This window comes from Limosilactobacillus sp., assembly GCF_022482365.1.
GTDB lineage: Bacteria > Bacillota > Bacilli > Lactobacillales > Lactobacillaceae > Limosilactobacillus.
Window position 1 is genome coordinate 2,249,032 of record NZ_JAKVPE010000001.1, and the last position, 25,370, is coordinate 2,274,401.

The 25,370-nt window shown below is 48.1% G+C and carries 38 protein-coding genes and 2 tRNA genes; 37 read left to right on the forward strand and 3 right to left on the reverse strand.

All coding sequences use genetic code 11. The annotated features are described in order from the left end of the window. The first annotated feature begins 98 nt into the window (after positions 1-98). Genes LKE23_RS10600 through LKE23_RS10610 form a run of 3 tightly spaced genes read left to right on the forward strand, consistent with a single transcriptional unit; the run spans position 99 to position 756 of the window. Positions 99-308: an XRE family transcriptional regulator gene (locus tag LKE23_RS10600; protein WP_291977309.1), complete on the forward strand. Its 210-nt coding sequence runs from the start codon at positions 99-101 to the stop codon at positions 306-308. 8 nt (positions 309-316) lie between these two features. Further along, positions 317-616, forward strand: coding sequence for a hypothetical protein (locus LKE23_RS10605; RefSeq protein ID WP_291977310.1), 300 nt, complete (start codon positions 317-319; stop codon positions 614-616). Between the two features lie 11 nt (positions 617-627). Beyond that, a complete protein-coding gene (locus tag LKE23_RS10610) occupies positions 628-756 on the forward strand; it encodes a hypothetical protein (protein WP_291977311.1) in 129 nt (42 codons plus the stop codon). Between the two features lie 4 nt (positions 757-760). Here LKE23_RS10610 and LKE23_RS10615 read toward each other — a convergent pair whose 3' ends face one another. Together LKE23_RS10615 and LKE23_RS10620 are read right to left on the reverse strand one after the other, a co-directional pair. Next, positions 761-931: a hypothetical protein gene (locus LKE23_RS10615; protein ID WP_291977312.1), complete on the reverse strand. Its 171-nt coding sequence runs from the start codon at positions 929-931 to the stop codon at positions 761-763. 205 nt (positions 932-1,136) lie between these two features. Beyond that, positions 1,137-1,625 (reverse strand): hypothetical protein, encoded by a 489-nt coding sequence (locus LKE23_RS10620; protein WP_291977313.1) that lies wholly within the window; start codon positions 1,623-1,625, stop codon positions 1,137-1,139. A gap of 59 nt (positions 1,626-1,684) precedes the next feature. Here LKE23_RS10620 and LKE23_RS10625 point away from each other — a divergent pair, with 59 nt between their 5' ends. Together LKE23_RS10625 and LKE23_RS10630 are read left to right on the forward strand one after the other, a co-directional pair. Next, a complete protein-coding gene (locus LKE23_RS10625) occupies positions 1,685-2,431 on the forward strand; it encodes a Rha family transcriptional regulator (protein WP_291977314.1) in 747 nt (248 codons plus the stop codon). A gap of 12 nt (positions 2,432-2,443) precedes the next feature. After that, complete coding sequence (locus LKE23_RS10630) at positions 2,444-2,725, forward strand: hypothetical protein (RefSeq protein ID WP_291977315.1); 282 nt, start codon at positions 2,444-2,446, stop codon at positions 2,723-2,725. Here LKE23_RS10630 and LKE23_RS10635 read toward each other — a convergent pair. Further along, complete coding sequence (locus tag LKE23_RS10635; protein WP_291977316.1) at positions 2,685-2,867, reverse strand: YegP family protein; 183 nt, start codon at positions 2,865-2,867, stop codon at positions 2,685-2,687. The two genes, LKE23_RS10630 and LKE23_RS10635, sit on opposite strands and share 41 nt — an antisense overlap. 55 nt (positions 2,868-2,922) lie before the next feature. On the opposite strand from LKE23_RS10635, the gene LKE23_RS10640 reads away from it, so the two are divergent. From LKE23_RS10640 to LKE23_RS10795, 32 genes are all read left to right on the forward strand, one after another. Beyond that, positions 2,923-3,072, forward strand: a complete 150-nt coding sequence (locus tag LKE23_RS10640) for a hypothetical protein (protein ID WP_291977317.1) — start codon at positions 2,923-2,925, stop codon at positions 3,070-3,072. Next, positions 3,035-3,367, forward strand: coding sequence for a hypothetical protein (locus LKE23_RS10645; RefSeq protein WP_291977318.1), 333 nt, complete (start codon positions 3,035-3,037; stop codon positions 3,365-3,367). The genes LKE23_RS10640 and LKE23_RS10645 overlap by 38 nt, the downstream gene beginning before the upstream one ends. A 140-nt stretch (positions 3,368-3,507) precedes the next feature. Beyond that, a complete protein-coding gene (locus tag LKE23_RS10650) occupies positions 3,508-3,696 on the forward strand; it encodes a hypothetical protein (protein WP_291977319.1) in 189 nt (62 codons plus the stop codon). Between the two features lie 39 nt (positions 3,697-3,735). Next, positions 3,736-3,957 (forward strand): hypothetical protein, encoded by a 222-nt coding sequence (locus LKE23_RS10655; protein WP_291977320.1) that lies wholly within the window; start codon positions 3,736-3,738, stop codon positions 3,955-3,957. Further along, positions 3,950-4,492 carry a host-nuclease inhibitor Gam family protein gene (locus LKE23_RS10660; protein WP_291977321.1) on the forward strand — a complete coding sequence of 181 codons (543 nt, stop codon included), beginning with the start codon at positions 3,950-3,952 and terminating at the stop codon, positions 4,490-4,492. Before LKE23_RS10655 ends, LKE23_RS10660 begins: the two co-directional genes overlap by 8 nt. Before the next feature lie 3 nt (positions 4,493-4,495). Then, complete coding sequence (locus tag LKE23_RS10665) at positions 4,496-5,143, forward strand: ERF family protein (RefSeq protein ID WP_291977322.1); 648 nt, start codon at positions 4,496-4,498, stop codon at positions 5,141-5,143. Beyond that, positions 5,140-5,523: a single-stranded DNA-binding protein gene (locus tag LKE23_RS10670; protein ID WP_291977323.1), complete on the forward strand. Its 384-nt coding sequence runs from the start codon at positions 5,140-5,142 to the stop codon at positions 5,521-5,523. The genes LKE23_RS10665 and LKE23_RS10670 overlap by 4 nt, the downstream gene beginning before the upstream one ends. A 377-nt stretch (positions 5,524-5,900) precedes the next feature. Further along, positions 5,901-6,338, forward strand: coding sequence for a hypothetical protein (locus tag LKE23_RS10675; RefSeq protein WP_291977324.1), 438 nt, complete (start codon positions 5,901-5,903; stop codon positions 6,336-6,338). Positions 6,339-6,349: 11 nt separating this feature from the next. Further along, on the forward strand, positions 6,350-7,150 hold the full coding sequence (locus tag LKE23_RS10680) for an ATP-binding protein (RefSeq protein WP_291977325.1): 801 nt from the start codon (positions 6,350-6,352) through the stop codon (positions 7,148-7,150). Positions 7,151-7,158: 8 nt separating this feature from the next. Further along, a complete protein-coding gene (locus tag LKE23_RS10685) occupies positions 7,159-7,479 on the forward strand; it encodes a hypothetical protein (protein WP_291977327.1) in 321 nt (106 codons plus the stop codon). Continuing rightward, complete coding sequence (locus tag LKE23_RS10690; RefSeq protein ID WP_291977329.1) at positions 7,442-7,903, forward strand: RusA family crossover junction endodeoxyribonuclease; 462 nt, start codon at positions 7,442-7,444, stop codon at positions 7,901-7,903. The genes LKE23_RS10685 and LKE23_RS10690 overlap by 38 nt, the downstream gene beginning before the upstream one ends. 35 nt (positions 7,904-7,938) lie before the next feature. Next, the gene (pnuC, locus tag LKE23_RS10695) at positions 7,939-8,676 is read left to right on the forward strand and encodes a nicotinamide riboside transporter PnuC (protein ID WP_291977330.1); all 738 of its coding nucleotides are present in this window, start codon (positions 7,939-7,941) and stop codon (positions 8,674-8,676) included. Positions 8,677-8,899: 223 nt separating this feature from the next. Beyond that, on the forward strand, positions 8,900-9,121 hold the full coding sequence (locus LKE23_RS10700; RefSeq protein ID WP_291977331.1) for a hypothetical protein: 222 nt from the start codon (positions 8,900-8,902) through the stop codon (positions 9,119-9,121). A 7-nt stretch (positions 9,122-9,128) separates the two neighbouring features. Further along, on the forward strand, positions 9,129-9,338 hold the full coding sequence (locus tag LKE23_RS10705; protein WP_291977332.1) for a hypothetical protein: 210 nt from the start codon (positions 9,129-9,131) through the stop codon (positions 9,336-9,338). A gap of 103 nt (positions 9,339-9,441) precedes the next feature. Further along, positions 9,442-9,870 carry a transcriptional regulator gene (locus LKE23_RS10710; protein WP_291977333.1) on the forward strand — a complete coding sequence of 143 codons (429 nt, stop codon included), beginning with the start codon at positions 9,442-9,444 and terminating at the stop codon, positions 9,868-9,870. Between the two features lie 545 nt (positions 9,871-10,415). After that, positions 10,416-10,504: transfer RNA gene (locus tag LKE23_RS10715), tRNA-OTHER, on the forward strand. Between the two features lie 90 nt (positions 10,505-10,594). After that, positions 10,595-10,666, forward strand: a tRNA-Gln gene (locus tag LKE23_RS10720). A gap of 807 nt (positions 10,667-11,473) precedes the next feature. Continuing rightward, positions 11,474-11,665: a type II toxin-antitoxin system HicA family toxin gene (locus LKE23_RS10725; protein WP_291977334.1), complete on the forward strand. Its 192-nt coding sequence runs from the start codon at positions 11,474-11,476 to the stop codon at positions 11,663-11,665. Between the two features lie 57 nt (positions 11,666-11,722). After that, on the forward strand, positions 11,723-12,112 hold the full coding sequence (locus LKE23_RS10730) for a type II toxin-antitoxin system HicB family antitoxin (RefSeq protein WP_291977335.1): 390 nt from the start codon (positions 11,723-11,725) through the stop codon (positions 12,110-12,112). A 73-nt stretch (positions 12,113-12,185) separates the two neighbouring features. Next, positions 12,186-12,740 carry a terminase small subunit gene (locus tag LKE23_RS10735; RefSeq protein ID WP_291977336.1) on the forward strand — a complete coding sequence of 185 codons (555 nt, stop codon included), beginning with the start codon at positions 12,186-12,188 and terminating at the stop codon, positions 12,738-12,740. Next, the gene (locus LKE23_RS10740) at positions 12,715-14,010 is read left to right on the forward strand and encodes a PBSX family phage terminase large subunit (protein WP_291977337.1); all 1,296 of its coding nucleotides are present in this window, start codon (positions 12,715-12,717) and stop codon (positions 14,008-14,010) included. Before LKE23_RS10735 ends, LKE23_RS10740 begins: the two co-directional genes overlap by 26 nt. Continuing rightward, positions 14,010-15,683, forward strand: coding sequence for a phage portal protein (locus tag LKE23_RS10745; RefSeq protein WP_291977338.1), 1,674 nt, complete (start codon positions 14,010-14,012; stop codon positions 15,681-15,683). The genes LKE23_RS10740 and LKE23_RS10745 overlap by 1 nt, the downstream gene beginning before the upstream one ends. Beyond that, the gene (locus tag LKE23_RS10750; RefSeq protein ID WP_291977339.1) at positions 15,680-16,630 is read left to right on the forward strand and encodes a phage head morphogenesis protein; all 951 of its coding nucleotides are present in this window, start codon (positions 15,680-15,682) and stop codon (positions 16,628-16,630) included. The genes LKE23_RS10745 and LKE23_RS10750 overlap by 4 nt, the downstream gene beginning before the upstream one ends. Before the next feature lie 129 nt (positions 16,631-16,759). After that, complete coding sequence (locus tag LKE23_RS10755) at positions 16,760-17,431, forward strand: DUF4355 domain-containing protein (RefSeq protein ID WP_291977340.1); 672 nt, start codon at positions 16,760-16,762, stop codon at positions 17,429-17,431. Positions 17,432-17,447: 16 nt separating this feature from the next. Beyond that, positions 17,448-18,554: a phage capsid protein gene (locus LKE23_RS10760; protein ID WP_291977341.1), complete on the forward strand. Its 1,107-nt coding sequence runs from the start codon at positions 17,448-17,450 to the stop codon at positions 18,552-18,554. A gap of 14 nt (positions 18,555-18,568) precedes the next feature. Further along, positions 18,569-18,931: a phage head-tail connector protein gene (locus tag LKE23_RS10765; protein WP_291977343.1), complete on the forward strand. Its 363-nt coding sequence runs from the start codon at positions 18,569-18,571 to the stop codon at positions 18,929-18,931. A 4-nt stretch (positions 18,932-18,935) separates the two neighbouring features. Then, positions 18,936-19,253, forward strand: coding sequence for a hypothetical protein (locus tag LKE23_RS10770; RefSeq protein WP_291977344.1), 318 nt, complete (start codon positions 18,936-18,938; stop codon positions 19,251-19,253). Next, positions 19,243-19,800 carry a hypothetical protein gene (locus LKE23_RS10775; RefSeq protein ID WP_291977346.1) on the forward strand — a complete coding sequence of 186 codons (558 nt, stop codon included), beginning with the start codon at positions 19,243-19,245 and terminating at the stop codon, positions 19,798-19,800. The genes LKE23_RS10770 and LKE23_RS10775 overlap by 11 nt, the downstream gene beginning before the upstream one ends. A gap of 9 nt (positions 19,801-19,809) precedes the next feature. Beyond that, positions 19,810-20,217, forward strand: a complete 408-nt coding sequence (locus tag LKE23_RS10780) for a hypothetical protein (RefSeq protein WP_291977347.1) — start codon at positions 19,810-19,812, stop codon at positions 20,215-20,217. After that, positions 20,217-20,873, forward strand: a complete 657-nt coding sequence (locus LKE23_RS10785; protein ID WP_291977348.1) for a phage tail protein — start codon at positions 20,217-20,219, stop codon at positions 20,871-20,873. The genes LKE23_RS10780 and LKE23_RS10785 overlap by 1 nt, the downstream gene beginning before the upstream one ends. Before the next feature lie 11 nt (positions 20,874-20,884). Further along, positions 20,885-21,412, forward strand: coding sequence for a tail assembly chaperone (locus tag LKE23_RS10790; protein WP_291977349.1), 528 nt, complete (start codon positions 20,885-20,887; stop codon positions 21,410-21,412). Positions 21,413-21,683: 271 nt separating this feature from the next. Further along, positions 21,684-25,370 carry a tape measure protein gene (locus LKE23_RS10795; protein WP_291977351.1) on the forward strand — a complete coding sequence of 1,229 codons (3,687 nt, stop codon included), beginning with the start codon at positions 21,684-21,686 and terminating at the stop codon, positions 25,368-25,370.

The window sequence follows — 25,370 nt, forward strand, 5'->3', positions numbered from 1 at the left end:
ACAAATTAAAAAAGCTAATTTGTTAGCTTATTTTTATACTGTTAGTCTACCACACTTGGTAGATATTCTCAAAACAATCTGTAAAGAAGGTGACTTAAATGGGCTCATTAACCTATAAAGAAAAACTGCTTATTCAACTCATGAGAAATAAACAGTCTGGGCTAGAGCCTTCATCACAGAAAGCTATTGCCGACAAGTTTGGATTGAGCCGTGTGTATGTTGGCACTGTTATCGATAATCGCCAGCACGGCCCGAAAGCGAATGAGTGGCGTAGAAAATTTGCGGCTTATGCCGGAATGGAGGACTGAGGTGTGACATGAAAATTGAAATGACGCCTCGTGAATTTGCTGAGTATCAGGAATATCGCAATCGTCATAGAACAAGGCGGGACCCAAGATGGATTCAGTTACAACACGAGATAAGCGCTTATTGCCATGGGCATGAAACAATGCGACGCAGTTTTAGCACTCAACAGAATTTTATCTACGGTGCGATTCGATTTGTTACCGGGATCAATCAAATTGATCAGCTAAGCGGTAGCCAGGTTGACTTAGCTAGACTGATTTTCCACGAGTTGGCGGAGAAGCGGTTTGACTACTCTCAAGAAGGGAACTAAGGAGGCGCGAGATGAAGTCAGGATTACGAGCATTTCGTCATTTAGAAAGCACATATTGCCAGAAGCCTAAGCAATTTAATCAGATGCAACAAATCGGATTCAAAAAAGACCAGCCTGCAAAGAAGCAAGCCGGCCGGTAAAAGACTACTTCTCAGTTCTTACGCCTTTGAACTTAGTTTCGTCTTGTTTGACATTTAAAAACTTGCCGGTTTTCGTATCACGCTTGACGTAACGATTGGTCTTGGTATTTAGAACCTGAGAACGTCCACGAACCATACCCTTACGAGCATTGTTCTTTGGAGGATTAGTAGCCATATAGTCACCTCCTCTCTCAAGGAGATAACCAAATTATATCAGAAGGGAATGAGAGACAAATTGAACTGCAAGCAAGGATTAATTGTAATGACATATTCGATTCTAAGCATGATTGTTTATGCGTACGGCTGGATGTCTGATCAAAGGGCACTTGACCATTGTGGCCATAATCCAGGCATTAGTTGGTTTGCTTTTATTGCAGCAGCTATTGTTTCGTTTTTGGCTGGAAGCTTTCCAATTCATTAGCGACTGTAGGAATTAGCTTTTGGTTAAAATCATCTCGCAATAACCTCAACTGTCCTAAGCGGGTCAGAGAAGCATTTATTTCATTGAAACTACTGATTTCGTCTAAAGAGTTAGGACAGTACAGAATCACATTAGCTTCAGCCCTACGCTGTTGCTGAGAAAACGTGATTGGAACGATCTTAGCAGTGTCCATTTCCTGCCAAGTAATTGCTATGTAATCAAGGCAAGCTTTTCTGGCACTTGGTAACAAATGGTGGGAAATATAAGCATTCTCATTAAGTGTGAGTTTGTCAATCTCGTGTTTGCGATTCGCTTCTTTATCTTGAGAGTCAGCCTTGATCTCTTCCTTTTTAATTTCGCTGTCTATTTTTTGCTTGTGAAAGGCAAGACCTATTTGAGCGAGATTAATTGCGAGCGAGATTATTAAACCAATTGATGATGCATCCATGATTGTTGGACCTCCTTAATAAGTTACAGCTCAATCATATCAGAAAAGGAGAGATGAAAATGAATCAACCACAACTATTCAATTTCCACGGCCAGCCAACGCTCGACAGCCGCGAAGTCGCCAAGATGATTGGCAAGAATCATGCGCACCTGATGCGCGACATTCACCGGTATATCAACGATATTAACCCCAATCCAAAATTGGATTCGGCCCAGTTCTTCATTGAAAGCACCTACGAGGACGCTAATGGTCAAGTTCGTCCTTGCTACCTGCTCACTAAGCAGGGATGCGAGTTCGTAGCCAACAAGATGACTGGCAAGAAGGGCACCGAGTTCACTGCTCAATACGTAAGCCTGTTCAATCAGATGCAGTACGAGCAGCTAACTCACCGCAAACCGGACAGTTACATGATCGACGACCCAGTCAAGCGTGCTGAACGGTGGATCGAAGAGCGGAAAGCCTACGAAGCATTGGTGCCCAAAGCCAAGTACTTCGACGAGCAGATGCACAATCCGGGACTAATGACCGTCACCGAGATTGCCAAGGACTACGGCATGAGCGCCGCTGACTTCAACCGTCTGCTTCATGACTGCCACATTCAGTTCAAGCAGGGCAAGCACTGGGTACTTTATCAGAAGTACGCAGGCAAGGGCTATGCACAATATGAAGGCTATGCCTACAACGACAACAAGGGTGTTCACAACAATCTCAAGTGGACGCAGAAGGGCAAGAAGTTTATCCACGATGAGCTGGCCAAGCGTAGCATTCGGCCGGTGCTTGAACAGATGGATCTACTGCCGGAGTGAGGGAGGTGCGACATGGATAAACCAGAGCAGATGCGTCTGACGATCGTTGGCCCGTATGATGGTGAGCTGCTGCAAGACTTTATCAGCGGTAAGCCAGTATCATTTCAAAACCATGCAGGCTACAAGATTTATGTCGGTGACGCTTATGAAGCGTTCAGTTCAAAGCAAAAGAAAAAGCTAGAGCCAATTGCTAAACAGCTTGAAGAACAATCTGCTAACAATCTCACCCTAGCTAATAGAATCAGACGAATTATTAGTAATCCGAAACATCGACAACAATTGTATCAGGATTAATGCCGCTCTTGATGGCGTTTATGGTACGCTTCGCTGATTCTTTATAGACATAAGTTTCGCTAGTGGCAACTACTTCGTGATTGTCAGAATTAATAAGAAAGTAGTATTGGCCATTAGTGGATTTATGGATACTAAAGTACATTAGTTTCACCTCCCTTCATTAGGAGATGACTTCAGTATAGCAGAGGAGATGCGACATGAAACTGCAGCAAGGCAGCACTGAAATAAAAGACGGAAAAATCATACTTCACGTTTCAACCATTGTGTTCAGTGGCAAAGCTTTCATTCCTAGAAAAGGAGATGATCCAAATGGAACTGACAATCCCGGACAAATTAATCAGAGATGAAACGAAGAAGGCTGTCCTGGAGTTCGGCTTGGTTCCAAAACGGCTGATGCTAGGCAGGCAGATCAGGATAGATGAGTTCCGCAAAAAGTACTGTCGAGGCAAGGCGCCAGAGTGGGTGCGTCTGTTCATCTTTGACGCTTTCCCGGAAACAAACTTTAAGAACGGTGGATGGGTAGTTCATCCTCGAAGCCGCCCAGGCCATCATGACACAACGTGGATCTATGAGTATCAAGCGTCTCAGTGGATGGACGAGCACAAGTTCGACATTGACTGGGATGCAAAGTTACCAAGCTAGAAAGGAGTTGACTATGTTCACATTCACATTCTGGATCGGCCTGCCTTGGCTGATCATCGTAGCAGCATTTCTGATCGGGATAATCGTTAACCTGATTAACCACGATCATGTTTTCAAGCACACAGAAAGGAGGGGCAAACATGAAGAGTCTAATTAGCGCAGCCCTAGGCATGGCCCTTGTGGTCAGCCTGTACTACTTCGAGCCAGTCATGGCTTTCGTTATCGCATTCATCTTATGCCTGGTGATCATCACGCCGATGGGATTCGATGACGAAGATTACAGTACAAGAAAAGACGCCAGCACCGGTACTGCTGACGCCCAAAAGTAGACAATACATCAAATTAATCATCTAAAGGAAGTATACAACATGAATGAATTAACTGAAAGCCAATTGTTAAATCAATTAGACGACCAGATCGTTGAAATGAGTAACTTTATCCACTCTTATCGCCAGGCGGATACCCTTGAGGTCAAGCAATTCATCGTAGGCAAAATGATGACGCGGTCAACTGAGTTCAACGTGCGGGCTGGGCATCTTGGCACTGGAATTGCCGAAGCAGCAGCGAAGGAGGCTGGAGAAGATGACTAATCAAGCAGCTAATCAAGAAACATCTCAGCCTCACAAGGAACGCTGGCACATTGAAGACGATCAGGGTCTCAAATGGGCATTCCAAAAGATGGAACAGAAACGACAGGAAGCCCAAGGCTACAAGAAGATGATGCAAGAAGCCTTTGACTTCTACCAAGCCAAGATTGATGACTGCAACAAGGACATTGAGAACTTCAAACAAATCGTTCGCCAGTACGCGGACGAGCAGCTATGCGAGGACCCTAATTGGGACTTCACGGACTCACCTTTTGGCCGAATCGTTATGAGCAAGCCAAAGGTCGATATGCAGCCTGATCGGGCCAAGCTAATCGATCAGTACAAGGACACTGACTACGTTAAGCAGAAGTATTCCCTGGATTGGGGCGAGCTCAAACGTTCTCTCAAGGCCGTTGACGGGCATGTGATCAATAGCGATGGAGAACTCATTGAAGGCGTTAAAGTCGTTGAGAAGCCAGCTCAGATTGAAATTAAGCATAAGAATGCTAACGGCCGCTGGGTTACGAAGGAGGGGTAAAAAGTGACTCTACTTCAAGTACAGGGTGAGCTAAAAGCACCCAAGAATCAGCACAACAACTTTGGGGGATATGACTACCGAAGTGCGGAGGACATTCTAACGGCGGTTAAACCACTCTTAGCCAAGTATGGTGATGGTTTAATCTTGTCTGACGAGCCCGTTATGATCGGCGACTGGCACTATATCAAGGCAACGGCTACGTTCACTGCTAAAGATGGGAAAACGACTACTGTTACTGGATTTGCTCGTGAAGCGGCTAATAAGAAGGGCATGGATGATAGCCAGATCACCGGAACTGCATCAAGCTACGCTCGTAAGTATGCGCTCAACGGTTTGTTCCTAATTGACGACACCAAAGATGCTGACACTAACGAATATCGGCGACAACAACGCCAAACACGTCAACGCCAGTCACAAAGTAAAGCACCAACTAAACCAAGTCAGCTAGAGCTTGATCGCAAAGAGTACGCCGAACTGAGAGCCAAGATCATTGCAGCATCCGGGAATAAATTTGCCCCTAAGCAGATAGATGATCAGCTCACACAGATGGCTAGTGTTACTACGAAAGATAATGCTAGCACTAAGGCATCAAAGCTAGTTGCGGCAGCACGTGAGGCACTCAAACAGTATCAAGGAGGTACACAGCAATGATCAATGCAACAGTAGTAGGACGATTGACCCGTGACCCGGAGCAACGCCAAGCAGGCCAATACAATCTTGTTAACTTTACAGTCGCATCTAATCGGACTCGTAAGAACAAGGACGGTCAGTATGATGCCTCGTTTATCCGTTGCACAGTGTTTGGGCAGCGTGGCGATGTGATTCTCAATAGCTTCAGTAAGGGCCAGCCAATCATTGTTTCCGGTGAGCTTTACATAAATCAGTGGCAAGACCAGCAGAGTCAGGATCACCAGTCGCTAGAAATGGAAGTAAGCAACTTTTCGTTTGTGCCACGTGACAAGTACCAGGGTCAAGCACCCCAACAGCAAAATGAAGCAGCAGAAGTAACCGACAACGATTTGCCGTTCTAGGAGGGGTAAAGATGAGGCTGTTAATTAACGAACCACCGCTTCAGGTTCAACCAAGCCTGGCAGCAGCGCTTAAAAGCTTAGATGAGGCCGTTATTCTTCAGCAGCTTCATTATTGGCTTCAAAAATCCGCAAATATCAGAGACGGTCATCGGTGGGTCTACAACAGTATGGCTGATTGGATGAAGCAGTTCCCGTGGATCAACTCACGATCTACTATCACGAAATACTTTGATGATCTGGAGAAGAGGGGGCTGATTGTTACTGCCAATTACAACAAAGCTAAGTTTGATCGTACGAAATGGTATCGGATTGATTATGATGCGTTGTCGAAATTCGAGCAACGATTGTACAGAAACTGTACAACGAGTGACCAAGATTTGGACAATCCAAAGTCCAAGGACTGTACAACCAATACCAATAGACTACCAGAGACTACATCAGAGACTACTACACATAGTGCATCGCCAAGCAATGCACCGTCTGTATCCCAGCTTCAAGACGAGTTTGAAGAACTCTGGAAAGAGTACCCAAACAAGAAGGGGAAGAAGGAAGCCTTTAACCACTATAAATCGTGGCGTAAGGCTTCTAAGAAACATACCAAAGAGTACATACTAGCTCACCTGGCTGCTTACAAGAAATACTGTGAGGAGAATGCTGATTGGTATCACCCGCAGAACGGGTCTACCTGGTTTAACGGGCGATTTGATGATGACTACACGACTAACGACTCAACTACCAGTTCGTCTAACTTCGTGATCCAGGACGACGGCCACAATCCGCTAGATGGAGTCAATGAAGACGATCTGCCGTTCTAGGAGGTGAAATCATGCCAACGATGAATTTAAACCGAATCCAAGAGATAGCCGCTAGGCAGATCTTAAAGATGGCTGGCAAAGATATGCGCGACCCTCGTGACTACAACGAGATTAAGCGACGGGTAATTGTCAGGAACAATCGCATTCAGGCCGGTTGGGGAAAGCAACATGAGCTCTTCCAGAACAGCGAATATTTTCGTAGCAGTTTGTTCTCTGGTGGTCAACGAATTGATTTCACCTTTAAAGACTGGCAGCCATCTATGCAGTCGGCCAACGTCAATCTGGCTAGAGGCGTCGGGAATCAATGCTATGTGCTGGCAAAGCAGATGATTAATCAGCCAATGAAGGTGTTGCTAAGCGGCCCTCCAGGGGTCGGAAAGACTTCGCTAGCAATGGCGATGCTTAATTACCTGGCTAACGAAGGCTTCTCAGTAATGGTGGTATCAACGATGGAGCTATCTCATCTGCACGATGACCGCTTTGAAGCTAGCGACGTAAAGGAACGGCTCAAATATTTGGAAAAGATGATGAAGTCAGTTGATGTGCTGTTGCTTGATGACCTTGGCACAGAAGGAGGTATGAAAAAGAACCCTAAATCAGTCCGCCAGGACATGCAGGAGCTGCTGTTCAGAGTGGCGAATGCCCGGTTAGACCTTAACCGCAACGAGCCAATTCACTCAACAATTAGTACGACTAACCTCAGCACTGACAAACTTGCTGGGATCTATAACGAAAAAATAATCAGTCGTCTAGTCCCACACAATCACAGCCAAATCGTGGAATTTGACGGGCTGAAGGATGTAAGAAAGTGAGGAAGAACATGACTACAGAAGTTGTAAAGATTAGTGACCATATCCGTGAGCAATGGCTAGCGGAGCGGATCCATGAAGAGACGGGCTTACTGACTAAAGTAAGCGATATGTATGGTGTGATCGTATATGCCAACCGTGACAATCTGAACGCTGACCTATGCGGAGACGTGGAACAACGCTGGTTCCTGTCGATCAGTGCTAAGGACACTAGCATCGGCGATGTGATGACTGAGTATGCCCCAAACCTGGACGGTGGTCTGCCACAGGAAACCATCAACAAGGTGGCCGACATTGCAGCAGACTTCATCTACGGAGGCAACCGTGATTAAGTTGACGTTTGACATCGCCCCAGTGGCTCAGGCACGGCCGAGAGCGACACGGTTCGGCAAAGGTATAAGATTGTATGACCCGAAGCCAGTACGCACCTACAAGGACCAACTATGGCTTGCTGCTCGTACTGCATACGAGGGTGATCCGCTGGAAGGACCGTTGAAAGTAACGGCCAGGTTCTATCGGCCAATCCAAACGAGCGAGTCGAAAAAAAGGCACCGCCTGAAAGCCACAGGAGCCATTAGACCGACGAAGAAGCCTGACTTGGACAACTATATCAAATCCACCTTAGACGGCTTAAACGGCGTCCTGTGGGGCGATGATAATCAGATCGTGGAACTGAATACGAAGAAGTACTACTCAGACAAACCGAGAGTAGAGATTGAAGTGGAGGAACTGAAATTAAAATTAACGAAGCAGTGAAGCATTGAAAATTATTAATGAAGGGTTGGTTGGATATGGATTCTAAGAAAGAAAATTATTTCGTTTGGTTAGTTAATCAGTTAAAGGGTTGGCCAGTGCAGAATTACTGTCTATGGTTTTTCGCGTTTGGTTTTCAATTGTGCCTGCTAATTGGCGCTAAGGTAACCAGCGTGACAATGATTACATTTATTGGAACACTGCTCGGAACATTATGTGTACTGGCAATTAACGCTACGAAAGCTATTAACGGTTGGCTAGGCTTAATCAGTGCAGCATGCTTCATTTATGCCGGCTGGTCAGCAAAGAATTATTTGAGTATTTTTGAACAGTTAGCCTATGTGGCCACGCTTGATATTCCGGTAATTTTTGCCATTCGTTCATGGAACAATGATACAAAGAACCACTTACGAAAATTCGGTGGCAAGCAATGGTTAATCGCGATTGCTGGAACGTTACTCGTTTACTTAGTTTCGGGTTACTTAATTGGTCGGTTTACCAATGACCCACGGCCATGGATTGATGCGATTAGTTTTGCTATCAGTTTAACGGCCGGTGTAATGTGCTTCTTCCGTTACAACAACCAATACTACTGGTGGTTAGCTTCCGGTATTTTCCAATTGATTTTATGGGCGGTCACTTTCGCACAAGGTGATGCCACACTCGCAATGGCGGTTAATTCACTGATTTATGTGACTAACGATGTTTTAGCCTTCACAGTTTCGCCTTGGTTTAACCGTGGACGTAAGCACGATGGATTGGAGGAAATTAAATAATGGATTCAATGCCGGTCGAAACCAGTGTATCAGTTGAGCTAGGAATGCCTCCAAGTGTGTGGCGGCGGGTGCGGGCAACACTGCTTGGCTATGCACTACCTTCAGGTATTAAACGGACTCGTAAGCGGCAAATCCGGCGAGCACAGTTTATGGATCATGCAGGCTATGCCTGGTCACAATGGTGGAAAAGAAAACCTAAGGAATTTGTATAGGAGAATGAATAATGAAAAAAAGAATATCGCAAGAGAACTGCCCGTACTGCCACGGCCAGAAGGACTTGATCAATACGGTGCATTATGACAAACCGTATGGGATAGGCGAACAATTAGGGCAAGCTGTTCACATTGAAGGAAACATGCTGGTCGTTGAAGAGGACACCTGCGAGACGAAGAAAATTGGCTACTGTCCGATGTGTGGCCGGGATCTACGAGGTGAAAGGCGATGAAAGGATCATGACCTGGCAAGAAGCTGCGGAAGTGGAACGTGATCACAAGCTGATCCAGGACGAGCTAGGAGATAGGTACTGGATCGTTGGGCACCATAGAAGGTGTTCTGCAGACAACCCGGTTTTCTTCTACATCAAGAAGAAGGTGCTCGGCGTTCCACGTGAGCCGATTGAAGCTGATCCAACGACGGTATTGTGCATGGAAGTGGTTGAGTGAAGTCAAAGAAGAAACACAGTGTAATAAAAAGACGTTCCATCGCTGGAACGCCCCTTCGATATAAATAAAACCAAATTCATTATACCACAAGGGGTGTAGCGTCGTGATTGATGACATTTTCGGGAAATACGACAAGAAAAAAAGCATTGAGGCCGCACGAAAGTGGCTGTCTCAGTACTGGGACTGGAGAGATGAAGCAAGGCTGAAAAAACCAACGATTGGGTCACCGAGCATGGACGGTCTGCCCACGGGGTCACTATACGATGCCGATTATAAGATTGTCGACTATGTGAACGCTGAACGGGAGTGGAAGGTCAGAGAAGAGGTCCTAGATTACATTGCCTCCAAGGGCGACGCGCATGTGACCTACAAGCAGATTCTGGATGACCGATTTGTTCATCATCACTGGTCAGTAACGGCCGTCAGAATGAAACTGGGGCTGTCTGAGCGGACGTTCTATGACTACCAGAATGAAGCGCTTTGGGAAGCAGCGAAGATCATTCCAGATGATCATGTTCGAGTAAGTAAATGAAGTCTGCAGTTTTTCTGCAGTAAATCTGCAGGAATTCTGCAGTAAACCTGCAGGAAAAGCAGGGTAAACGGGATTATATTGGTATCGTCGAAAGATTATCAATTGCGACATACCCGAAAACGTGACCAGAGCAAGTCCTTAAACTACTTACTCCCAAAATAAACTAACAGCGCTAGACGTCTGACGTATATTCACAGCAACTCAGGTCTAGCGCAAGCGGCGGGGAGCCGGTAACCAAGCCGACGAACGTGGTGGCAGATGACCATACCCCCGCATTGAGACTATCGATGGGACATTCTTGATGAATCCGATGTAAGAATTCGACCTCCTTTCAAGAGATTTCAAACAACGTAAATATGATGAGCGTCAACCATAACAATACCTCAACGTGCCGCTCATGATAGTCTCAGGCACAGCCGTGCTAAGGCAGAAGAATCCGTGATCTCATTCAACGGCTAGAGGATCACACTATCAGGACACCAGTACTGCCCAAGGAGATGGCGGAAAACATCGACCGTAAGCAGAGACGAGGATCCTGATTATATGCTGACGTAGCCCTAGGCCCTGTGGTAGGGCACCCAAGTTTTACAACAGCATGTGTCTTGGGAAGGCGGTTCGATTCCGTCCGTCAGCATTAGCAAGGCTAGAATAAAGATCCACCTTTGAGAGAAAGAGCGGTAGATACTCTACGGAGCCTGCCGCGGGGTGGGCGCCTTGCAATTATTGCGGAGTGGCCAAGTTGGCAAGGCAGCGGCTTTTGGCGCCGTGACCACTGGTTCGAGTCCAGTCCCCGCAATTAGCTTGCAAATCTTCACGGACCTCGCAAGCACGCTAATGGTCCTCGGTAGGGCACGGTTTTATCTACCTTCCGCGCACAGCTCAGGTTCGACTCCTGGCCCTTAGCTTTTGGGTAGTAGATCAACGGCAGATCCGATAGCGTGTACACGTCAAACAGAGAGCTATCATGACGGTCCGACTCCGTCCTACCCACTTCAAGGCGTCGCCTACTTTACAAACGTTAATGGAAAGGAAGGTGTAGAAAGCCTACTCTCGAGTTAACACTTTCGCCTTGAACGAGCAGCTCGTGTCATTTCAATAGTGGTTCAAAATTACGACTGCTCATATCAATCCGCGTCTAGCTTCGGCTGGACGCTTTTTAGATAGCTCGTTAGATAGCTGAATATAGCTGTAGATAGTAGGAGGAACGCATATGACTTGTAAAAGAATCTTGTTAAAGCAATATAGACAGAAGCCAGGACATTTTTGGTGTGTGCATCCTGAGCCACAATGGTTAAAGATTCGTAGATATGACAAATGCAAGCGACACGTGCCAACAGGGCTTCTGGATTACAAGCCTTCAGCGTTTAGTGGAGGAATGCTAAATGTTTCAGACTAAGCGTTTTGGCCTCGTTGCCAGCAAGCAAGAGTACCTCATGCTATGCCGGGCCGAGCGAACGTTAAAGCATAAGAAAAAGCCGTCAAATCAACGATTGACGGCTTTTAAGATACGTAAAAAATAACTAAAAACCTTTCTAAAACTATTGATTATACACAACAAAGTGTGTATAATATAATTGAAGGTTGAGGAAAGGAGGTTAAAGATATGCCATGGAAACCCGCTAAGATGATTCGCTTCTTGAAGAAAAATGGATTCGTTGAGGTCCCAAAACAAGGCGGCCACAGGAGATTCTATAATCCAGACAATGGGCGACTAACTGAGGTGCCGATGCACAATAAGGAGCTTCGTCCAGGAACTGAACGAGCAATTCTAGAAGAAGCGGGATTAAAGAAGTAACCTTCAAAAGCAAACGGACTGAACAAGCCCGCTTGTTTGGCATATCAAAAGAACGCTATGAAACAAGAAATTTTAGCCTATCCTGTAATTCTGACTGAATATAACGATGATGGTCATTATTATGTTGTAACCTCACCAAATATTAAAGGAATGGTAACCGATGGTGATACGATTGCCGAAGCACTATTCCATGCAGAAGATGCTATGGCTACCATGTTAGATGGCACTGACTATCCTGATGTTCAAGACCCAAAGTCATGGCAGCTTAAAGATAATCAACAGGTGTCTTGGGTTACCGTTAATATGACCAAGTGGAAAAATAGGTATGGTAAAACTGTTCGTCGGAACATTAGCATTCCGGAAGGCCTTAATAATTGGGCCAAAGAAAACAAGATTAATGTGTCTCAAGTGACTACAAATGCGTTACGAGAAATGCAGGAAGCATAAACTAAATAATGATTAAGGCGGTAGTGATACCGTCTTTTATTTTGCACTCAGAAAGGCGGTGTGGTGAGATGCCATGAGATTGACAGCAAAGCAACGGCTATTCGCCGATGAATATATCAAAAGTGGCAACGCCACACAGTCCGCAATTAAGGCTGGGTATTCGCCTAGAACGGTTCGCTCGATTGGGCAGGAGAACCTGACAAAACCTGACATCAAAGCCTATATTGACGCCAAAATGGCCGAGATTGAGTCACACAAGATTGCGGACGCCAAAGAGGTGTTGCAGTTCTACACTCGGGTGTTACGAAAAGAAGAAACCGAGCCTGAGAAGCTCATGGACGATGATGGTTCGGAACACTTCTACGAACGGGAGCCGTCGCTGAAGGATCGACTTACCGCTGCCAAAGAGCTCATGAAACGGTACCCACTCAGTGATCCGTTGGTCAAAGAACAGCTTCGCAAGATTAGAGCGGAAGCTGAGCTCACTGAACATAAGAGCAAACTTTTTGAAGGCGGGCAGGGCAACCTAACTAAGATTGTATTTAGCGACGACTTGAAGCCAGACGTTGAGGACGACACGGACCAGAAAGGGGATGAGAGCGATGGAACAGACACTAAGCCTGAGTAAGATTGTGGGCGGTGGCTACTATGACTTTTGGCACGATCGGCACTTCTACCGAGTAGTGAAGGGCTCACGGGCCAGTAAGAAGAGCAAGACCACCGCGCTGAATCTGATCTATCGCTTGATGAAGTATCCCTGGTCTAACATTCTAGTGATTCGGCGCTACTCAAACACAAATCGCCAGTCGACCTATGCTGACTTGTGCTGGGCGATCAATCGGTACCACGCTGAGCACCTCTTCAAGTGCAATCCGTCCATGCCTGAGATTGTTTACAGACCAACGGGCCAGCGGATCATCTTCCGGGGCCTTGATAAAGCCTTGAAGCTTACGTCAATTACCGTTACACACGGCTATCTGTGCTGGGTGTGGGTGGAAGAAGCCTACGAGATTGAGTCTGCTGACAAGCTGGAAACAATGCAGGAGTCCATTCGTGGTGAGATTAAGGCACCGAACGCCTTTAAGCAGATCACTATTACGTTCAATCCGTGGAACGCGCAACACTGGCTTAAACGGACGTTCTTTGATCCAAAAACCCGTAAGGCTGACACGTTTGCTCAGACTACCACCTTCAGATGCAATGAGTGGCTCGATGAGAAAGACCGGAAGCGTTACGAGGATTTATACCGGACGAACCCTAGGCGAGCTCGTGTGGCAGCTGACGGCGACTGGGGCGTTAGTGAGGGCCTGATCTTTGAAGACAACGTTGAACGAGTGGAGTTTGACCCGCAAGAGAAGCTCAACGAGTGTGGGCACACAGGATTTGGCCTTGACTACGGCTTTGGTGGAGACCCGAACGCGTTCGTCGCCGTTGCCATTGATCCAGAGAGCAAGAATATCTGGATCTATGACGAGATGTACACGTACCACCAGACGACACCAAGTGTTGCACAGTGGCTCAAAGACCATGGCTATCAGCATGCTGCCATCTATGCCGATTCCGCTTCGCCAGAACGGACGCAGCAGCTGCTTGACCTGGGCATTGATCATGCTAGAAGCGTGTCAAAAACGCCGATTGAAGCCGGGATTGACCAGCTCTGGCAGTACAAGATCCACGTACACCCGAAGTGTAAGAACGTCTGGAACGAGTTTAACAACTACGTCTTTGATACCGACAGCATCGGTAACACACTGAACAGGCCAAAAGATGAAAACAATCACGCGATGGACGCACTGAGGTATGCTGTCCGCCAGTACATGGACCTTTACGATGGTTCAACTGGCGTTGACTGGAACAATCAGTACCACATCGCACGAGAATTGGGGGCAGATATTTGATGAGGTTTGGAAGAATTAAAAATCATCGCTTTGATCAGGAAGCTAACCGCGTTTACCAGATGCCGGTTAGCTTTTTTAATGCGATCAAAGATGACCCCATGCAGCTGTACGACACGGCTTACAAATTTATTCGGCACCACGTTGATCGTGAAGTGCCACGCTTGAAAGAGCTGTGGGACTACTACCAAGCTGAGACACGAATCAAAAGCTGGCCAGGGTCACGCAATCCGGAGAATGCGCACAATCAGATCTCGTCTGCATTTGCCCGGTATATCACTAACATCCGGGTGGGCTACTTCATGGGCAACGATATTCAGTTCAAGGTGACACCGGACGACGATGGCAATCAACAACTTGCCGACACACTCGATGAGCTGATCAAACAGTACAACGACGCGTCTGACGAGCCATGCGCTGATGAAATGATCAAGAAGGACCTGTCAGTAATGGGCCGTGCTTATGATCTGGTATACGTCAACGAGGGTGAGAACACGCTTAATCTGGCAAAGGTGGACCCGACAACGGCTTTCGTGGTTTACGATGACTCAATCAAGGCTAAGCCACTGTTCGCTGTCCGCTACTACCAGACGGGTGTGCTTGATGATCAACTTCAGGAAAACTACGAGATTTACACCGACACCACCGCGTTTAGGTATCACTCACCGGGTGGCTTGCCGGAAACGAACTCACCTGTACAGGCAGTCGTCTTTGATGGCCAGGAACCGTTGTTTTTTGGTCGTGTGCCGTTGACTGAGTACAAGAACAACGACGAGCGGCTTGGTGACTGGGAGCCAGAGCTGGACCAGATGGACGCCCTGGATAAAGCAATCTCAACGATGGCCAACTTCCAGGAAGACTTCAATGATGCCGCGATGGTGATCACTGGTAAGTTTGCTGATATGACCAAGCCAAAGTACCTGCTGGATAAGAACGGTAACAAGGTAATCGGCAAGGACGGCCAGCCGGTGATCCTTGAGCAGGCTCACCCGAACGTCAACAAGCATAATCGTATGTTCTATCTGGAACCTTACCTAGCACGAACGGCACTGAATGGCGAGCGATCAATCGTCACACCATCGTTGCAGTACGTAACGAAGCAGTACGACTCAACCGGTTGGTCAACCTATGCCAACTTCCTGATCAACGAGATCCACAAATATACCAACACGCCAAACGTAAACGACCCGAACTTCGCTTCTAACGCGTCTGGCGTGGCAATGTCCTACAAGCTGTGGGGGTCTGATCAGGAGCGCAAGATTCAGGAGTCACTTTACAAGAAGGGGCTGCGGGCTCGTCTGAGCGCTTGTGTGGAGTACTGGAACACGATTAACGCATTGCCGGGCTCGATCGACACGGCTCAGCTGGTCAGTATGGTGGACCCTAACTTCGATCCAAACTTGCCGAAGAATGACGATGCAACGGCTCAGCTGCTGCAATCATTATCCAGCGTGCAAGGCATGGTCAGCTTGCAGACGTTACGTGAGATCGCCCAGCGGATAACTGGAGTGCCAGCAGATGCCGAAGAGCAACGGGTGGACGATCAGCAGAAGCACGATGCCGACTTTCAAGCTCAGCAGAAGAGCGGTGACTTTGGCCTTGGCAAGATCTTTGCCACCGGTCAAAACGCTCTGGTACCGCCGAAGAACGATCAGCAAGGGAATGATCAACAATGACAGACCAAGAATGGTTCGACCAGCTTAACAAGATCTTCAATCCAGCTGACACCAGTGTGCAGCGATTGGAAGACATCGTGACACGGGCTGAACACAAGCAAGAAGTCAGCCTTGACCATTTCTTCAATAACGGATTGCGCTGGAACTCCAACGCTGACCCGAATGATATACGCGACGCGTTTGAAGCTTTGCGTGTATTGCGCGCTGAGGCCACCACAGCTCAACAGAGAGCCGTTTTGGGCGCCTTATTGAACAATTTACCGTATCGAACGAATAAGGACGTAGCGGAGCTTACAAGCCGAATTAACATTGCTCAGCTTGGGCTTGATGTTGCTGATCATATTGCCCAGCAGCAAGCATTGATCACCGACAAAGTGACTCAGCTAACTGGCAAAGGTGTGCAAGGCTATAACAGCCAGCTCCGGCGCCGCGCCTTGATGCGGATTGCTGTTCAGTCTGGCAACGACACCGACACTCTGCCGCTGGTCTTCAAACACATGCAGAGCCTGGCGATTGACATGGACAAGGTGATCGACTACCAGGTGCAGAATCACATGAATCCAAATTCCATGAAGAAGGCCGCAGCCGAAGCCTTGAAGAAGGACAAACTGTGGAATTTCAAATCAGACGGCTGGAAGACCGCTGCTCAGAAGCGTTACATGCACACGAAGTCAGACATTGAACGGGTGTACGTGACCGAAGCCAAAGTTACTCAGGTGAAAGCAGTTGGTAAGGAACTCAAGCTCAAGGGCTACAAGTACGTGAAGGTCGTTAGCCGACACAACTCACACACTTGTAGCTTTTGCGATGGTATGGACAAGACGCGGGTCAAAATTGACGAGATGGTGGCTGGCGTGAACGTACCACCGTTTCATCCGCGCTGTGCTTGCAATATCATTCCAGCCGAGACACCGGTAAAAGAAGCATTAGCAGATATGAATTTATAGCGACTATTCAAACGGATAGCCGCTTTTTCATGCCTTCAAACGTGCTGCCAGGCGTAAAAGAGCGGACGGCTTTACCCGACGGGGGTTAAACGGACTAAGTCGACGGACGTTAAACGGGAGGCTTCAACTATGAACGAAGACAACACGAATCAGAACCCAACTCAGGATCCACAGCAGGATCAAGACCAGTCACAAGAACAAAGCCAGCCTGAGGTCAGCTTTACTGACGAACAGCAAGCCGTGATCGACAAGCTGATCGGCTCAAAGCTCGCTAAGCAGGAAGAAAAGGCACAAGCCAAGCTCCAGGCTCAGCAAGCACAGGCTGAACAGGACAAACAAGATGCCATTAAGAAGGCACTTGATCGGGCCAAGATGACCGCTGACGAACGGGCCAAGGCTGAGGAAGCTGACCGGCAGAGAGCGATAGCCCAGAAACAGGCTGACCTTGATCAGCAGATCCGGCAGTACCAGACCAAATCCCTGCTGCTAGATAAGGGAATCAGCGCGGACATGCTGCCACTGGTGATGGGCGATGATGATGCAGCTACTTCACATAACTTGGAACTACTGGACGGCTACGTTCAGAAAAAGGTGCAAGAAGCCACTGAAAAGCTACTGAAGGGTAAACAGAACCCAACAAGCGGCAACGGTGGTGCACAAATCGCGATGGGTGACAATCCTTGGTCTAAGCAAGGATTCAATCTCACCAAGCAACAGCAAATCTTAGCAACTAATCCAGACCAAGCTCGTCAGATGATCGCACAAGCGCAACCGACGGGCTTTTACTTTGGTGCAAATTAAGGAGGACTAATTAAACATGGCAGATATTACTACTGCGACTAAGCTCGCTGATATGCAGATCCCTGAATCATGGGCTGCTTATACCGCACAACGTTCTGTTGAACAAGATGAATTCTTTAAGTCTGGTGTTATCAGCGCCGTTCCTAGCCTTGCTTCCCAGCTGGCAGGCGGTGGTTTCCTGGTTAACATGCCATACTTCAAGCCATTAGCGGACACTGATCCACAAATCCCTGATGACAGCAAGGACATTGAGCTCCACACCATCAACACTGGCGTTTCCCAAGCTCGTGAATACGGCATGGACCAAGGTTGGTCCGCAACCGACCTGGCCGCTGAACTAGCAGGCGCTGATCCGCTGCGTGCGATGAGTAACTCTGTTGCTGACTACTGGCAGCACATCAATGAACGGATCCTGCTGAAGACCCTGGACGGTGTCTTTGCAGCTGACTCTATGAAGAACATCAATCAGTTTGACGCTACCGATGGTCGGCGCAGTGACCACACCTTCTCACTGGCAAACTTCAACGCTGCTCGGTTCCAGCTGGGTGAACGTTACCGTGACCTGGCTGTTGTAGCAGTCCACTCTGACATCCTGCAGCAACTGCAGAACGCTAACATCGTTGACCAGAAGACTGGCAACACGATTCTTGTAAATGGCAACACACTGCCAACACAGATCCAAGCACCGAATCCGGGTGACACGATCAAGGGCGTTCGGATTGTTGTCGATGATTCTTTGCCAGTTAAGGACGGCGTATACACTAGCTACCTGTTTGCTACGGGTGCTTTCGGCTGGTCTGAACTGCCAGTTAACCACGCTGTTGAAACTGGCCGTGATGGTCTGCGGTTCCACGGTGTTGACTACCTGGTAAACCGTCGCCGTTTCGTACTGGCACCTGCTGGTATGTCTTGGAATGAATCTGCATATCAAGCAGCAAAGGCTTCAGCTAATACCACTGCGGCATTCCCAACTATTGATGACATGGGCAACGCCAAGTACTGGACTCGCGTGGCTGACGCTAAATTGATTCCGTTCGTTAAGTTCACCACGACTGCTGACACCATCAAGACGACTAACAGCACCACCAACACCACGCAGCCAACAACGCCAGCTGGCAAGTAATGAGGTGATCTAATATGGCTGACAATCAAACTGTTACCCGCATTCAGACACTTCTAGGCGTGGAGCTAGACGATACTGAAAAGGCACGTGTCCAGATCTACGTTGAAGATGCCAAGCAGGCCATCATGACCTACGTTGCCAGCTATGCAGATGACCCAAGCATTTTCCCAGATGAGCTTGGCTATATCGTTGATCAAATGGCTCTAGCCAAGTTCAACAAATTCCACAATGAAGGCATGACGAGTGTATCGGAGGAAGGGCTGACGCTTAGCTTCAGCTCTAATGACCTCAAGGACTATCTGCCAGATCTTCAAGCGTGGATTGACCGGAAGACGGGCGCTGACGATAGCATGACTGGCCGAGCGATTGGTTGGTGATCCTATGCGATATGATCACACGGTTTATTTGATTACGAAGCCACTGGCCGCCGATGACGATGACATGGACTACAATCCAAAACCGTCGGTCAAGAAAGTAAAGGCCAACGTCAAGCGGACCAACATCAACTTTGCAAGCGGTGAGATGTACGACGTAACAATTGTCCGGGTCTTCGGTGAGTATGAGGCTGATTCAATTGGCCTTGATGACTACAATCCGGATGACCCGACCACCGTCCACAAAATTCAGAAGGTGGGGCGCCACTTGATGAGGACAGACTTCTACATTGCTAATGGTGAGGTGACCTTCAATGCCCAATAACTACGAACAACAGCCACGGGTGGAGTTCTCGGTCAGCATGGGTAACTTTGAACAGGCTCGTGCCGTTGCAAGCCATCTAGCTGCGTTAGGAATGCCGAATGCACTGGAAGTATTTCAGATTGAACACGAGCGGGCCATAGCTGCTAGTAAGGTATTCATTCGTAATGCTGCTGCAGAAGAGGTGGACGAAGCTCAGAAGCTTGAAAGCCAGCAGGTCGGCCACAGCAAGAGCGATTATGTGCCTACTGGTACCTTGCAGGGAAGCATCACGCCTCAATTCAGTGATGACGGCCTGAAAGTTAGCGTTGTCCCCCTGGCAACGTCTGAGGACGCTGAGAAGGCACGTCAGACGATCAAACGGGGTGCTAAGAAGATCCACCAGATCAATCGTCCATCGAAGAGTGAGAATGTTTACTACTACGGGTCTGCAGTCGAGTTTGGGACTAAGAAGATGGCTAAAGAGCCATTCATGAAGCCTAGCGGTGAAAAAGTCATTGCAAAACTTGACAGTAAATTTACCGAAACAATGCGCCGAGCGCTGGAATAGGAGGGCAGAATGGGACCAGAAGAAGACCTACTAGCACAAGCTAAGAAGGCACTCAAAGCCGTATCTGCCCCCGTGTTCTATAACGGCCACCCACACAAAGAACAGTATCCGCAGATTATCCTTGACCTGGAAAATAGCCAGGATGAGCCGGAGGTACTGCATAGCGCAGAGGTCGTCAAACTGACGTTATCGGTGGATGTGTATACGGACCCGACGCAGATGGGGACACTGCTGCGGCTTAATCGAGAAGTAATCAATGTAATGAGAAAAGTAAAGTGCTCTGAGTGGTTCTCAGTATTTGACAATTACTCAGGCAGAAATTTAGACGACGAAGCAAACGACGGCCACTCGGTAAAACGAGGGGCTTTTCTGTTCGACTACTTCGTCTACGCAATACCAGAAAGGAAGGATAAATAATGGCATTAGACACGGTGAATAACATCATCGCGGAAAGCGATATGCGTAAAGCAGACCTGATCATCTATGGAATTAAGTTCCCTTGGGACAAGCCAAGCGACCTTATTAAGATGCTAGGGCAGCAGGCTGCCACTTCTACTACTGACACGCCTTCAACTTCTAACATCCAGCTGAAGAAGGGGACTGTACGGACACCAGGTGCCACCGCAGAAACTTTCGTAGTGGATACCTACTGGCGACTGCTTGATGAGGCAATCTATGAAGGACTGCGGCGTGCTGTCCAAGAACAGGTGAAGATCGGTATCTGGCGTTTTGACTTCAATCTGAAGCAGGACGACCCAAAGACTCCAGGCAGTTTCATTGTGCCAGCGCGGTATGGCCAGGCTTACCCGAACGGTGTGCCTGACACGGAAGCTGTTAACAACTTGCTTCATTCCAACGTTACCTACAACATCGAAGGTGAAACTAAGGACGGCGTAACGCTTCAAGCCGAACTGGACCCAGACATTTACAAGGTTGGACTGTCTATGTACGACTTTGCCCACAATACTGACGTCGGTGGCACGGCAGATCCAAAACCAACTGCCTTGGAAGCATACCTTAAGGCTAATGGTGGCAGTACCACTACTGGAACCGGTACAGGTTCTCAAAACTAGGAGGCTAATCAATGGAAAATCTGACAATCAATAATGGGGTCTACCAGCCTAAGCTAAACTTTAGCTTTTATCGCCAAACCCGTGATGACAAAGAGCTTAGCAATGGCAACCAGGACGGCTTCTCAGCCCTCGTTGAAGGCCTGCTAAGTGAAAATGTTGATGTGATTGTATCTACTTACTACCACGCTCTGGCATGGTATAAACGCAATCAGCCATCCGAAACCGATGTTGAAGAAGCCCTTGAGGCTTCTGTTTTCGCCAGCGACGAAGCAACTGACCAGGCATTTGCTGACATTCTTAACGCTCTTAAGGCCGATGGTTTTTTAGCCCGGAAGTTGCGCGAATACGTGAAGAACTCCGACAAGAACGCCGATATGGTGCAGGCTCAGATCGATCAGACCAAAGACGAGGAACGGGCCAGCCAGCTGAGTATTGGGCTCAAAGAGATCACGGCCGAAACCAACAAGCTCAAGAGCCTGCTAGCATCGGACGAATCCTCGCCCAAGCCAGGCGAATCGGACTTAGCCCATCAGAATTAGGCGATTTAACGCCAAAAGAATTTGAAGCGATTGAGCGAGGCTACCAGCTTAGCCTTGCTGATCAGCGCGACCAAACGCTGTTCGCTAAGCAGGTTCCACAGCAGACTGTTGCCGTTGAACCTCAAGGATCAATGGGCGATCTGTTTGATAGTTTAGCGCAGCGCAATCAGAAGATTGAAAAGAAGCTCCTAACTGGTGACAGCTCCGATGAACGGAAGCTGACCACTGGTCAGGAGCTTTTTATGAAGCTGTTGGAAAGGAGGAATAGCCAATGAGCAGCGTTGTTGCTGAAAAGCAGTTCGTCTGGAGTTTTATTGATAAAGTCACCCAAGGCGTTGATAGAGCAAAACGGGCAATGGATAGTGCCAAAGATGCAGCTAAACAGGCCGGTGTTGACGTAAAGGAAAGTTCAACCAACTGGGACAGCTATGGCAATCAGGCCAAGGAAGCTGCTGACAAGGCTAATTCGGCTGTAAAACAAGCGGCTAATACCTCCCGAGATAGTATGGAAAAGGTCAAGGAATCCATCGATAAGGTCAAAGACGAGACTGAGAAGATTCCTACTGCCAAGACGTTTAATCTGAAGGCAAAATTTGATGATACTCAGCTGCGGACTTTTACCCGGAAGATTAAAGACATTCCTGAGGAGAAGTCCACATGGATGAGAATTAAGGACGGCTTCACAAACCCTCTAAGAAACGCACAACACGAAGCCAACAATACGCAGCAGTCTTTTTCCCATCTTAAAGAGATTATGGCTGGGACGTTTGTCGGCGGTGCTGTTCTGAATGGTATCTACGCAATTGGTAATGGTATGAAGTCTCTGATTGCTACCGGGTATGAATACACACGGCAGCAGCAAACCATGATTGCCAGCTGGCACACGTTGACTGGCTCAGCCTCCGAAGGCCAAAAGATGGTTGACATGACTAACCAGCTGGCCATTTCGGCTCAGAACTCAACGGAAATGGTCAATGACCTAAATCAGAAGTTCTACGCTGTCACTAACAATGCTACCAAGACTCGTGAGCTTTCAAAGTCTATCCTTACCTTGCAAGACGCCTTTAATGCTAGTGACGCTTCAATTGAGAACTTCTCAACTCAGTGGGCACAGATGGTTGGTAATGGTAAGGCTAGTGCCCAGGATATGCTTTCAATCCAGAACGTCTTCCCAAAGTTCCGTCAAGAATTGCTGAAGTATGAGCGCCAAGTTCACCACAGCAAGGATATGTCGATGGCTGACATGAATCAATTAATGTCAGATGGGAAGATCAAGTCTAGTGAAATGAACCATGTATTGATTAGCATGGGGCACGAGTACCAGAATGCCACAAAGAACTTTACCAATACTCTAGACGGGATGGGCCGGATCATTCGGACCACCGCTCCACGACTTTTGGGGGCATTTGTAGAGCCATTTACCAAGGCCCAAAATCCAATTTATAAAGCTGTGTCTAGCTGGGTGTCTGATCCACGGACACTGAAAGCCTTTCAAAACGCCGGCCAAGGGATTGCCGATGCGTTCAATAACGCAACTAACGCGATTGCTGACATGGTTCGGCCATTTAGGGGATTAAATCAGCTAATTGGGGAGTTTATCAAAACTCTGGCTGGTGGTGTCCTTCATGGGATTGCTACCGATTTCCATTTGATTGGGGATGCGGTGGAATTTGTCCTGAAAGTGATCAACACGTTGCTAAGCCCGATCAACGACCTCACCAAGCACCTCAACGGAATTGGTGGAGCCGCAAAACCCATCCAGAATGTTGGAACGGTGATTGGCGAATTGCTTGGCCCGATTGTTGCCTTTAAGACGGCGGCTATGGGAGTAAATGCTGTAGCCACTGTATTTAGCGGCACGGGTAAGGCGATCAAAGCTGTTGGCGGTGCGATCAAAGCTGTTACATCCTCTGAAAAGCTTCTAACAATTGCCCAGACGGCTTTGAATGTCGTGCTGAGCCCTTGGTTCTTGATTCCTGCAGCCATTGCAGCAGTAGGTGTTGCACTATACGAAGCTTACAAGCACATCAAACCGTTCAGGGATGCTGTTGATAGGCTCGGTAAGGCTTTGAAGAATGCTTTTACTGGAAATGCTGGCTGGGAGAAAGACCTTAGTAAGCAGTTCCAGGCCCTCAACAAGGCGTTTGACCGTGACGGTAAAGCCTTCCAGAAGAAGATGCAGAGCCTCAATAAGAGCATCTGGAACGGTCTGACTGGCAACGCTGGCTGGGAAAAGGACCTCCAAAGGGCTTTTGACAATGCCAAGAAAGACTACGACCGCTACTCTAAGCAACAGCTCAAAGCTGAACAGATGATGCAGCGGGAACGTCAGAAAAATTGGAACAACTTCTGGAGCGGGCTCTCGAAGAAGGCCCGTAGTTCTTGGGACGATATGACCAAGCGTGCTTCAAGCGGTATGCAGAGCATTGGGAAATCGATTGCGACGCATTCTAGCTCGCTAACTAAGACGTGGGACAATACTTGGTCCACGATGAAGCGGCTAACTGTGAACGCCTGGCAAGTCATTCGTCAGCGATCATCTGATGGTATGAGTAACGTTCGTGGGGCCATTTCTAACGGGATGAACTCCATCCAACGCATCTGGAACTCTGGTTGGTCCGCCTTTGCTAACTTCTTCAAAGGCATCTGGTCAGGGATCAAGCAAGCCGCTGCCGATGGCATGAATGGCGTGATCAACGTCATCAATGCTGCCATTGGTGGTATCAACAAGGTTTGGAGCTTCTTCACCGGACACGGTACCGGGCTAAGTAACATCGGCAAGGTACACTTCGCCCAAGGGGGTGTCATTCACCGCCACTTGTCCGTTATCAATGATGGCGACGGCCCTGACTGGAAGGAACTTGTCCAGACGCCGGACGGGGGACTCTATATGAGTCAAGAACGGAACTGGACAGGCTTTCTGCCGGAAGGCACTCGCGTTTATAGTGGGCCTGAAACCCGCCAAATCATGAATGCGGTCGGCGTTGACCACTATGCCACCGGCGGAGTTGTTGGTGCTAAGCACTACGCAGACGGTGGCATCATCAGTGAAGGCATCGACTGGGCTAAGGGTACCCTTGATAATCTTGGCAGCTGGCTTGGCGACAAGTTCAGCGCCCTGGAAGATTTCTTGGCTGATCCGCTAAAAGCTACCAAAGGCCTGATTGAGAAGGCCACAAGCGGTTTGTACAACAATCTGGGCCATTATGCCGATTTGGCGCACGGAGCAATGGACAAGCTGACTCAGCCGATTGCAGACTGGTTCAAGAAAGGCCTAGAGAAGCTAGAAGCACAGTTTGAGTCTGGCGGAGCTAGCCCTGATTTAATTCGGGCTGCTGCTGCAAAGATGCACGTCTCAATCTCTGGCGCTGACATTTCTCACATCATGAACGTGATCAAGCACGAGTCTGGTGGTAATGCACACGCCATTAACAATTGGGACAGTAACGCCAAGAAGGGGACGCCTTCTAAAGGTATTCTGCAATTCATTGACCCAACGTTCCGGAGCTATGCAATGCCTGGGCATACGAACATCTATAGTCCGTTTGACCAACTTCTGGCCATGTTTAACGACACAACTTGGCGGTCAGATTTAACACTTGGCGGCTGGGGGCCAACAGGTGGCCGGCGGTATGCACTTGGTGGCGAAGTGTTTGGGCTCACTAATGCGATCATTGGTGACAACCCGGAACATCACGAATTTGTTTTGAACCCTTATGCTACTAGTGCCGAGCCACTGCTTGACCGTGCTTTTGAAGCCACGGCCAATGCACAGCCGAGTGGACAGACCACACCGCAAGGGAATGGTTCTAAGATGGACCGTATGATCAGCTTGCTCGAGGCACTAGTAGCTAGCGTTCAGGGACTCGATCTGAACGTTGCACTAGATGGGGATTCAATTGTCAAATATGCAAATAAGAAGAACGCTAAAGCTTACAACATGATGAAAGGACGGTGA

Bases quoted from the DNA above. Each gene is read 5' to 3' on its own strand.
- LKE23_RS10600 (WP_291977309.1), top strand. From the start codon at position 99: ATGGGCTCATTAACCTATAAAGAAAAACTGCTTATTCAACTCATGAGA.
- LKE23_RS10605 (WP_291977310.1), top strand. From the start codon at position 317: ATGAAAATTGAAATGACGCCTCGTGAATTTGCTGAGTATCAGGAATAT.
- LKE23_RS10610 (WP_291977311.1), top strand. From the start codon at position 628: ATGAAGTCAGGATTACGAGCATTTCGTCATTTAGAAAGCACATATTGC.
- LKE23_RS10615 (WP_291977312.1), bottom strand. From the start codon at position 931: ATGGCTACTAATCCTCCAAAGAACAATGCTCGTAAGGGTATGGTTCGT.
- LKE23_RS10620 (WP_291977313.1), bottom strand. From the start codon at position 1,625: ATGGATGCATCATCAATTGGTTTAATAATCTCGCTCGCAATTAATCTC.
- LKE23_RS10625 (WP_291977314.1), top strand. From the start codon at position 1,685: ATGAATCAACCACAACTATTCAATTTCCACGGCCAGCCAACGCTCGAC.
- LKE23_RS10630 (WP_291977315.1), top strand. From the start codon at position 2,444: ATGGATAAACCAGAGCAGATGCGTCTGACGATCGTTGGCCCGTATGAT.
- LKE23_RS10635 (WP_291977316.1), bottom strand. From the start codon at position 2,867: ATGTACTTTAGTATCCATAAATCCACTAATGGCCAATACTACTTTCTT.
- LKE23_RS10640 (WP_291977317.1), top strand. From the start codon at position 2,923: ATGAAACTGCAGCAAGGCAGCACTGAAATAAAAGACGGAAAAATCATA.
- LKE23_RS10645 (WP_291977318.1), top strand. From the start codon at position 3,035: ATGGAACTGACAATCCCGGACAAATTAATCAGAGATGAAACGAAGAAG.
- LKE23_RS10650 (WP_291977319.1), top strand. From the start codon at position 3,508: ATGAAGAGTCTAATTAGCGCAGCCCTAGGCATGGCCCTTGTGGTCAGC.
- LKE23_RS10655 (WP_291977320.1), top strand. From the start codon at position 3,736: ATGAATGAATTAACTGAAAGCCAATTGTTAAATCAATTAGACGACCAG.
- LKE23_RS10660 (WP_291977321.1), top strand. From the start codon at position 3,950: ATGACTAATCAAGCAGCTAATCAAGAAACATCTCAGCCTCACAAGGAA.
- LKE23_RS10670 (WP_291977323.1), top strand. From the start codon at position 5,140: ATGATCAATGCAACAGTAGTAGGACGATTGACCCGTGACCCGGAGCAA.
- LKE23_RS10680 (WP_291977325.1), top strand. From the start codon at position 6,350: ATGCCAACGATGAATTTAAACCGAATCCAAGAGATAGCCGCTAGGCAG.
- LKE23_RS10685 (WP_291977327.1), top strand. From the start codon at position 7,159: ATGACTACAGAAGTTGTAAAGATTAGTGACCATATCCGTGAGCAATGG.
- pnuC (WP_291977330.1), top strand. From the start codon at position 7,939: ATGGATTCTAAGAAAGAAAATTATTTCGTTTGGTTAGTTAATCAGTTA.
- LKE23_RS10700 (WP_291977331.1), top strand. From the start codon at position 8,900: ATGAAAAAAAGAATATCGCAAGAGAACTGCCCGTACTGCCACGGCCAG.
- LKE23_RS10705 (WP_291977332.1), top strand. From the start codon at position 9,129: ATGACCTGGCAAGAAGCTGCGGAAGTGGAACGTGATCACAAGCTGATC.
- LKE23_RS10725 (WP_291977334.1), top strand. From the start codon at position 11,474: ATGCCATGGAAACCCGCTAAGATGATTCGCTTCTTGAAGAAAAATGGA.
- LKE23_RS10730 (WP_291977335.1), top strand. From the start codon at position 11,723: ATGAAACAAGAAATTTTAGCCTATCCTGTAATTCTGACTGAATATAAC.
- LKE23_RS10735 (WP_291977336.1), top strand. From the start codon at position 12,186: ATGAGATTGACAGCAAAGCAACGGCTATTCGCCGATGAATATATCAAA.
- LKE23_RS10740 (WP_291977337.1), top strand. From the start codon at position 12,715: ATGGAACAGACACTAAGCCTGAGTAAGATTGTGGGCGGTGGCTACTAT.
- LKE23_RS10745 (WP_291977338.1), top strand. From the start codon at position 14,010: ATGAGGTTTGGAAGAATTAAAAATCATCGCTTTGATCAGGAAGCTAAC.
- LKE23_RS10750 (WP_291977339.1), top strand. From the start codon at position 15,680: ATGACAGACCAAGAATGGTTCGACCAGCTTAACAAGATCTTCAATCCA.
- LKE23_RS10755 (WP_291977340.1), top strand. From the start codon at position 16,760: ATGAACGAAGACAACACGAATCAGAACCCAACTCAGGATCCACAGCAG.
- LKE23_RS10760 (WP_291977341.1), top strand. From the start codon at position 17,448: ATGGCAGATATTACTACTGCGACTAAGCTCGCTGATATGCAGATCCCT.
- LKE23_RS10765 (WP_291977343.1), top strand. From the start codon at position 18,569: ATGGCTGACAATCAAACTGTTACCCGCATTCAGACACTTCTAGGCGTG.
- LKE23_RS10770 (WP_291977344.1), top strand. From the start codon at position 18,936: ATGCGATATGATCACACGGTTTATTTGATTACGAAGCCACTGGCCGCC.
- LKE23_RS10775 (WP_291977346.1), top strand. From the start codon at position 19,243: ATGCCCAATAACTACGAACAACAGCCACGGGTGGAGTTCTCGGTCAGC.
- LKE23_RS10780 (WP_291977347.1), top strand. From the start codon at position 19,810: ATGGGACCAGAAGAAGACCTACTAGCACAAGCTAAGAAGGCACTCAAA.
- LKE23_RS10785 (WP_291977348.1), top strand. From the start codon at position 20,217: ATGGCATTAGACACGGTGAATAACATCATCGCGGAAAGCGATATGCGT.
- LKE23_RS10790 (WP_291977349.1), top strand. From the start codon at position 20,885: ATGGAAAATCTGACAATCAATAATGGGGTCTACCAGCCTAAGCTAAAC.
- LKE23_RS10795 (WP_291977351.1), top strand. From the start codon at position 21,684: ATGAGCAGCGTTGTTGCTGAAAAGCAGTTCGTCTGGAGTTTTATTGAT.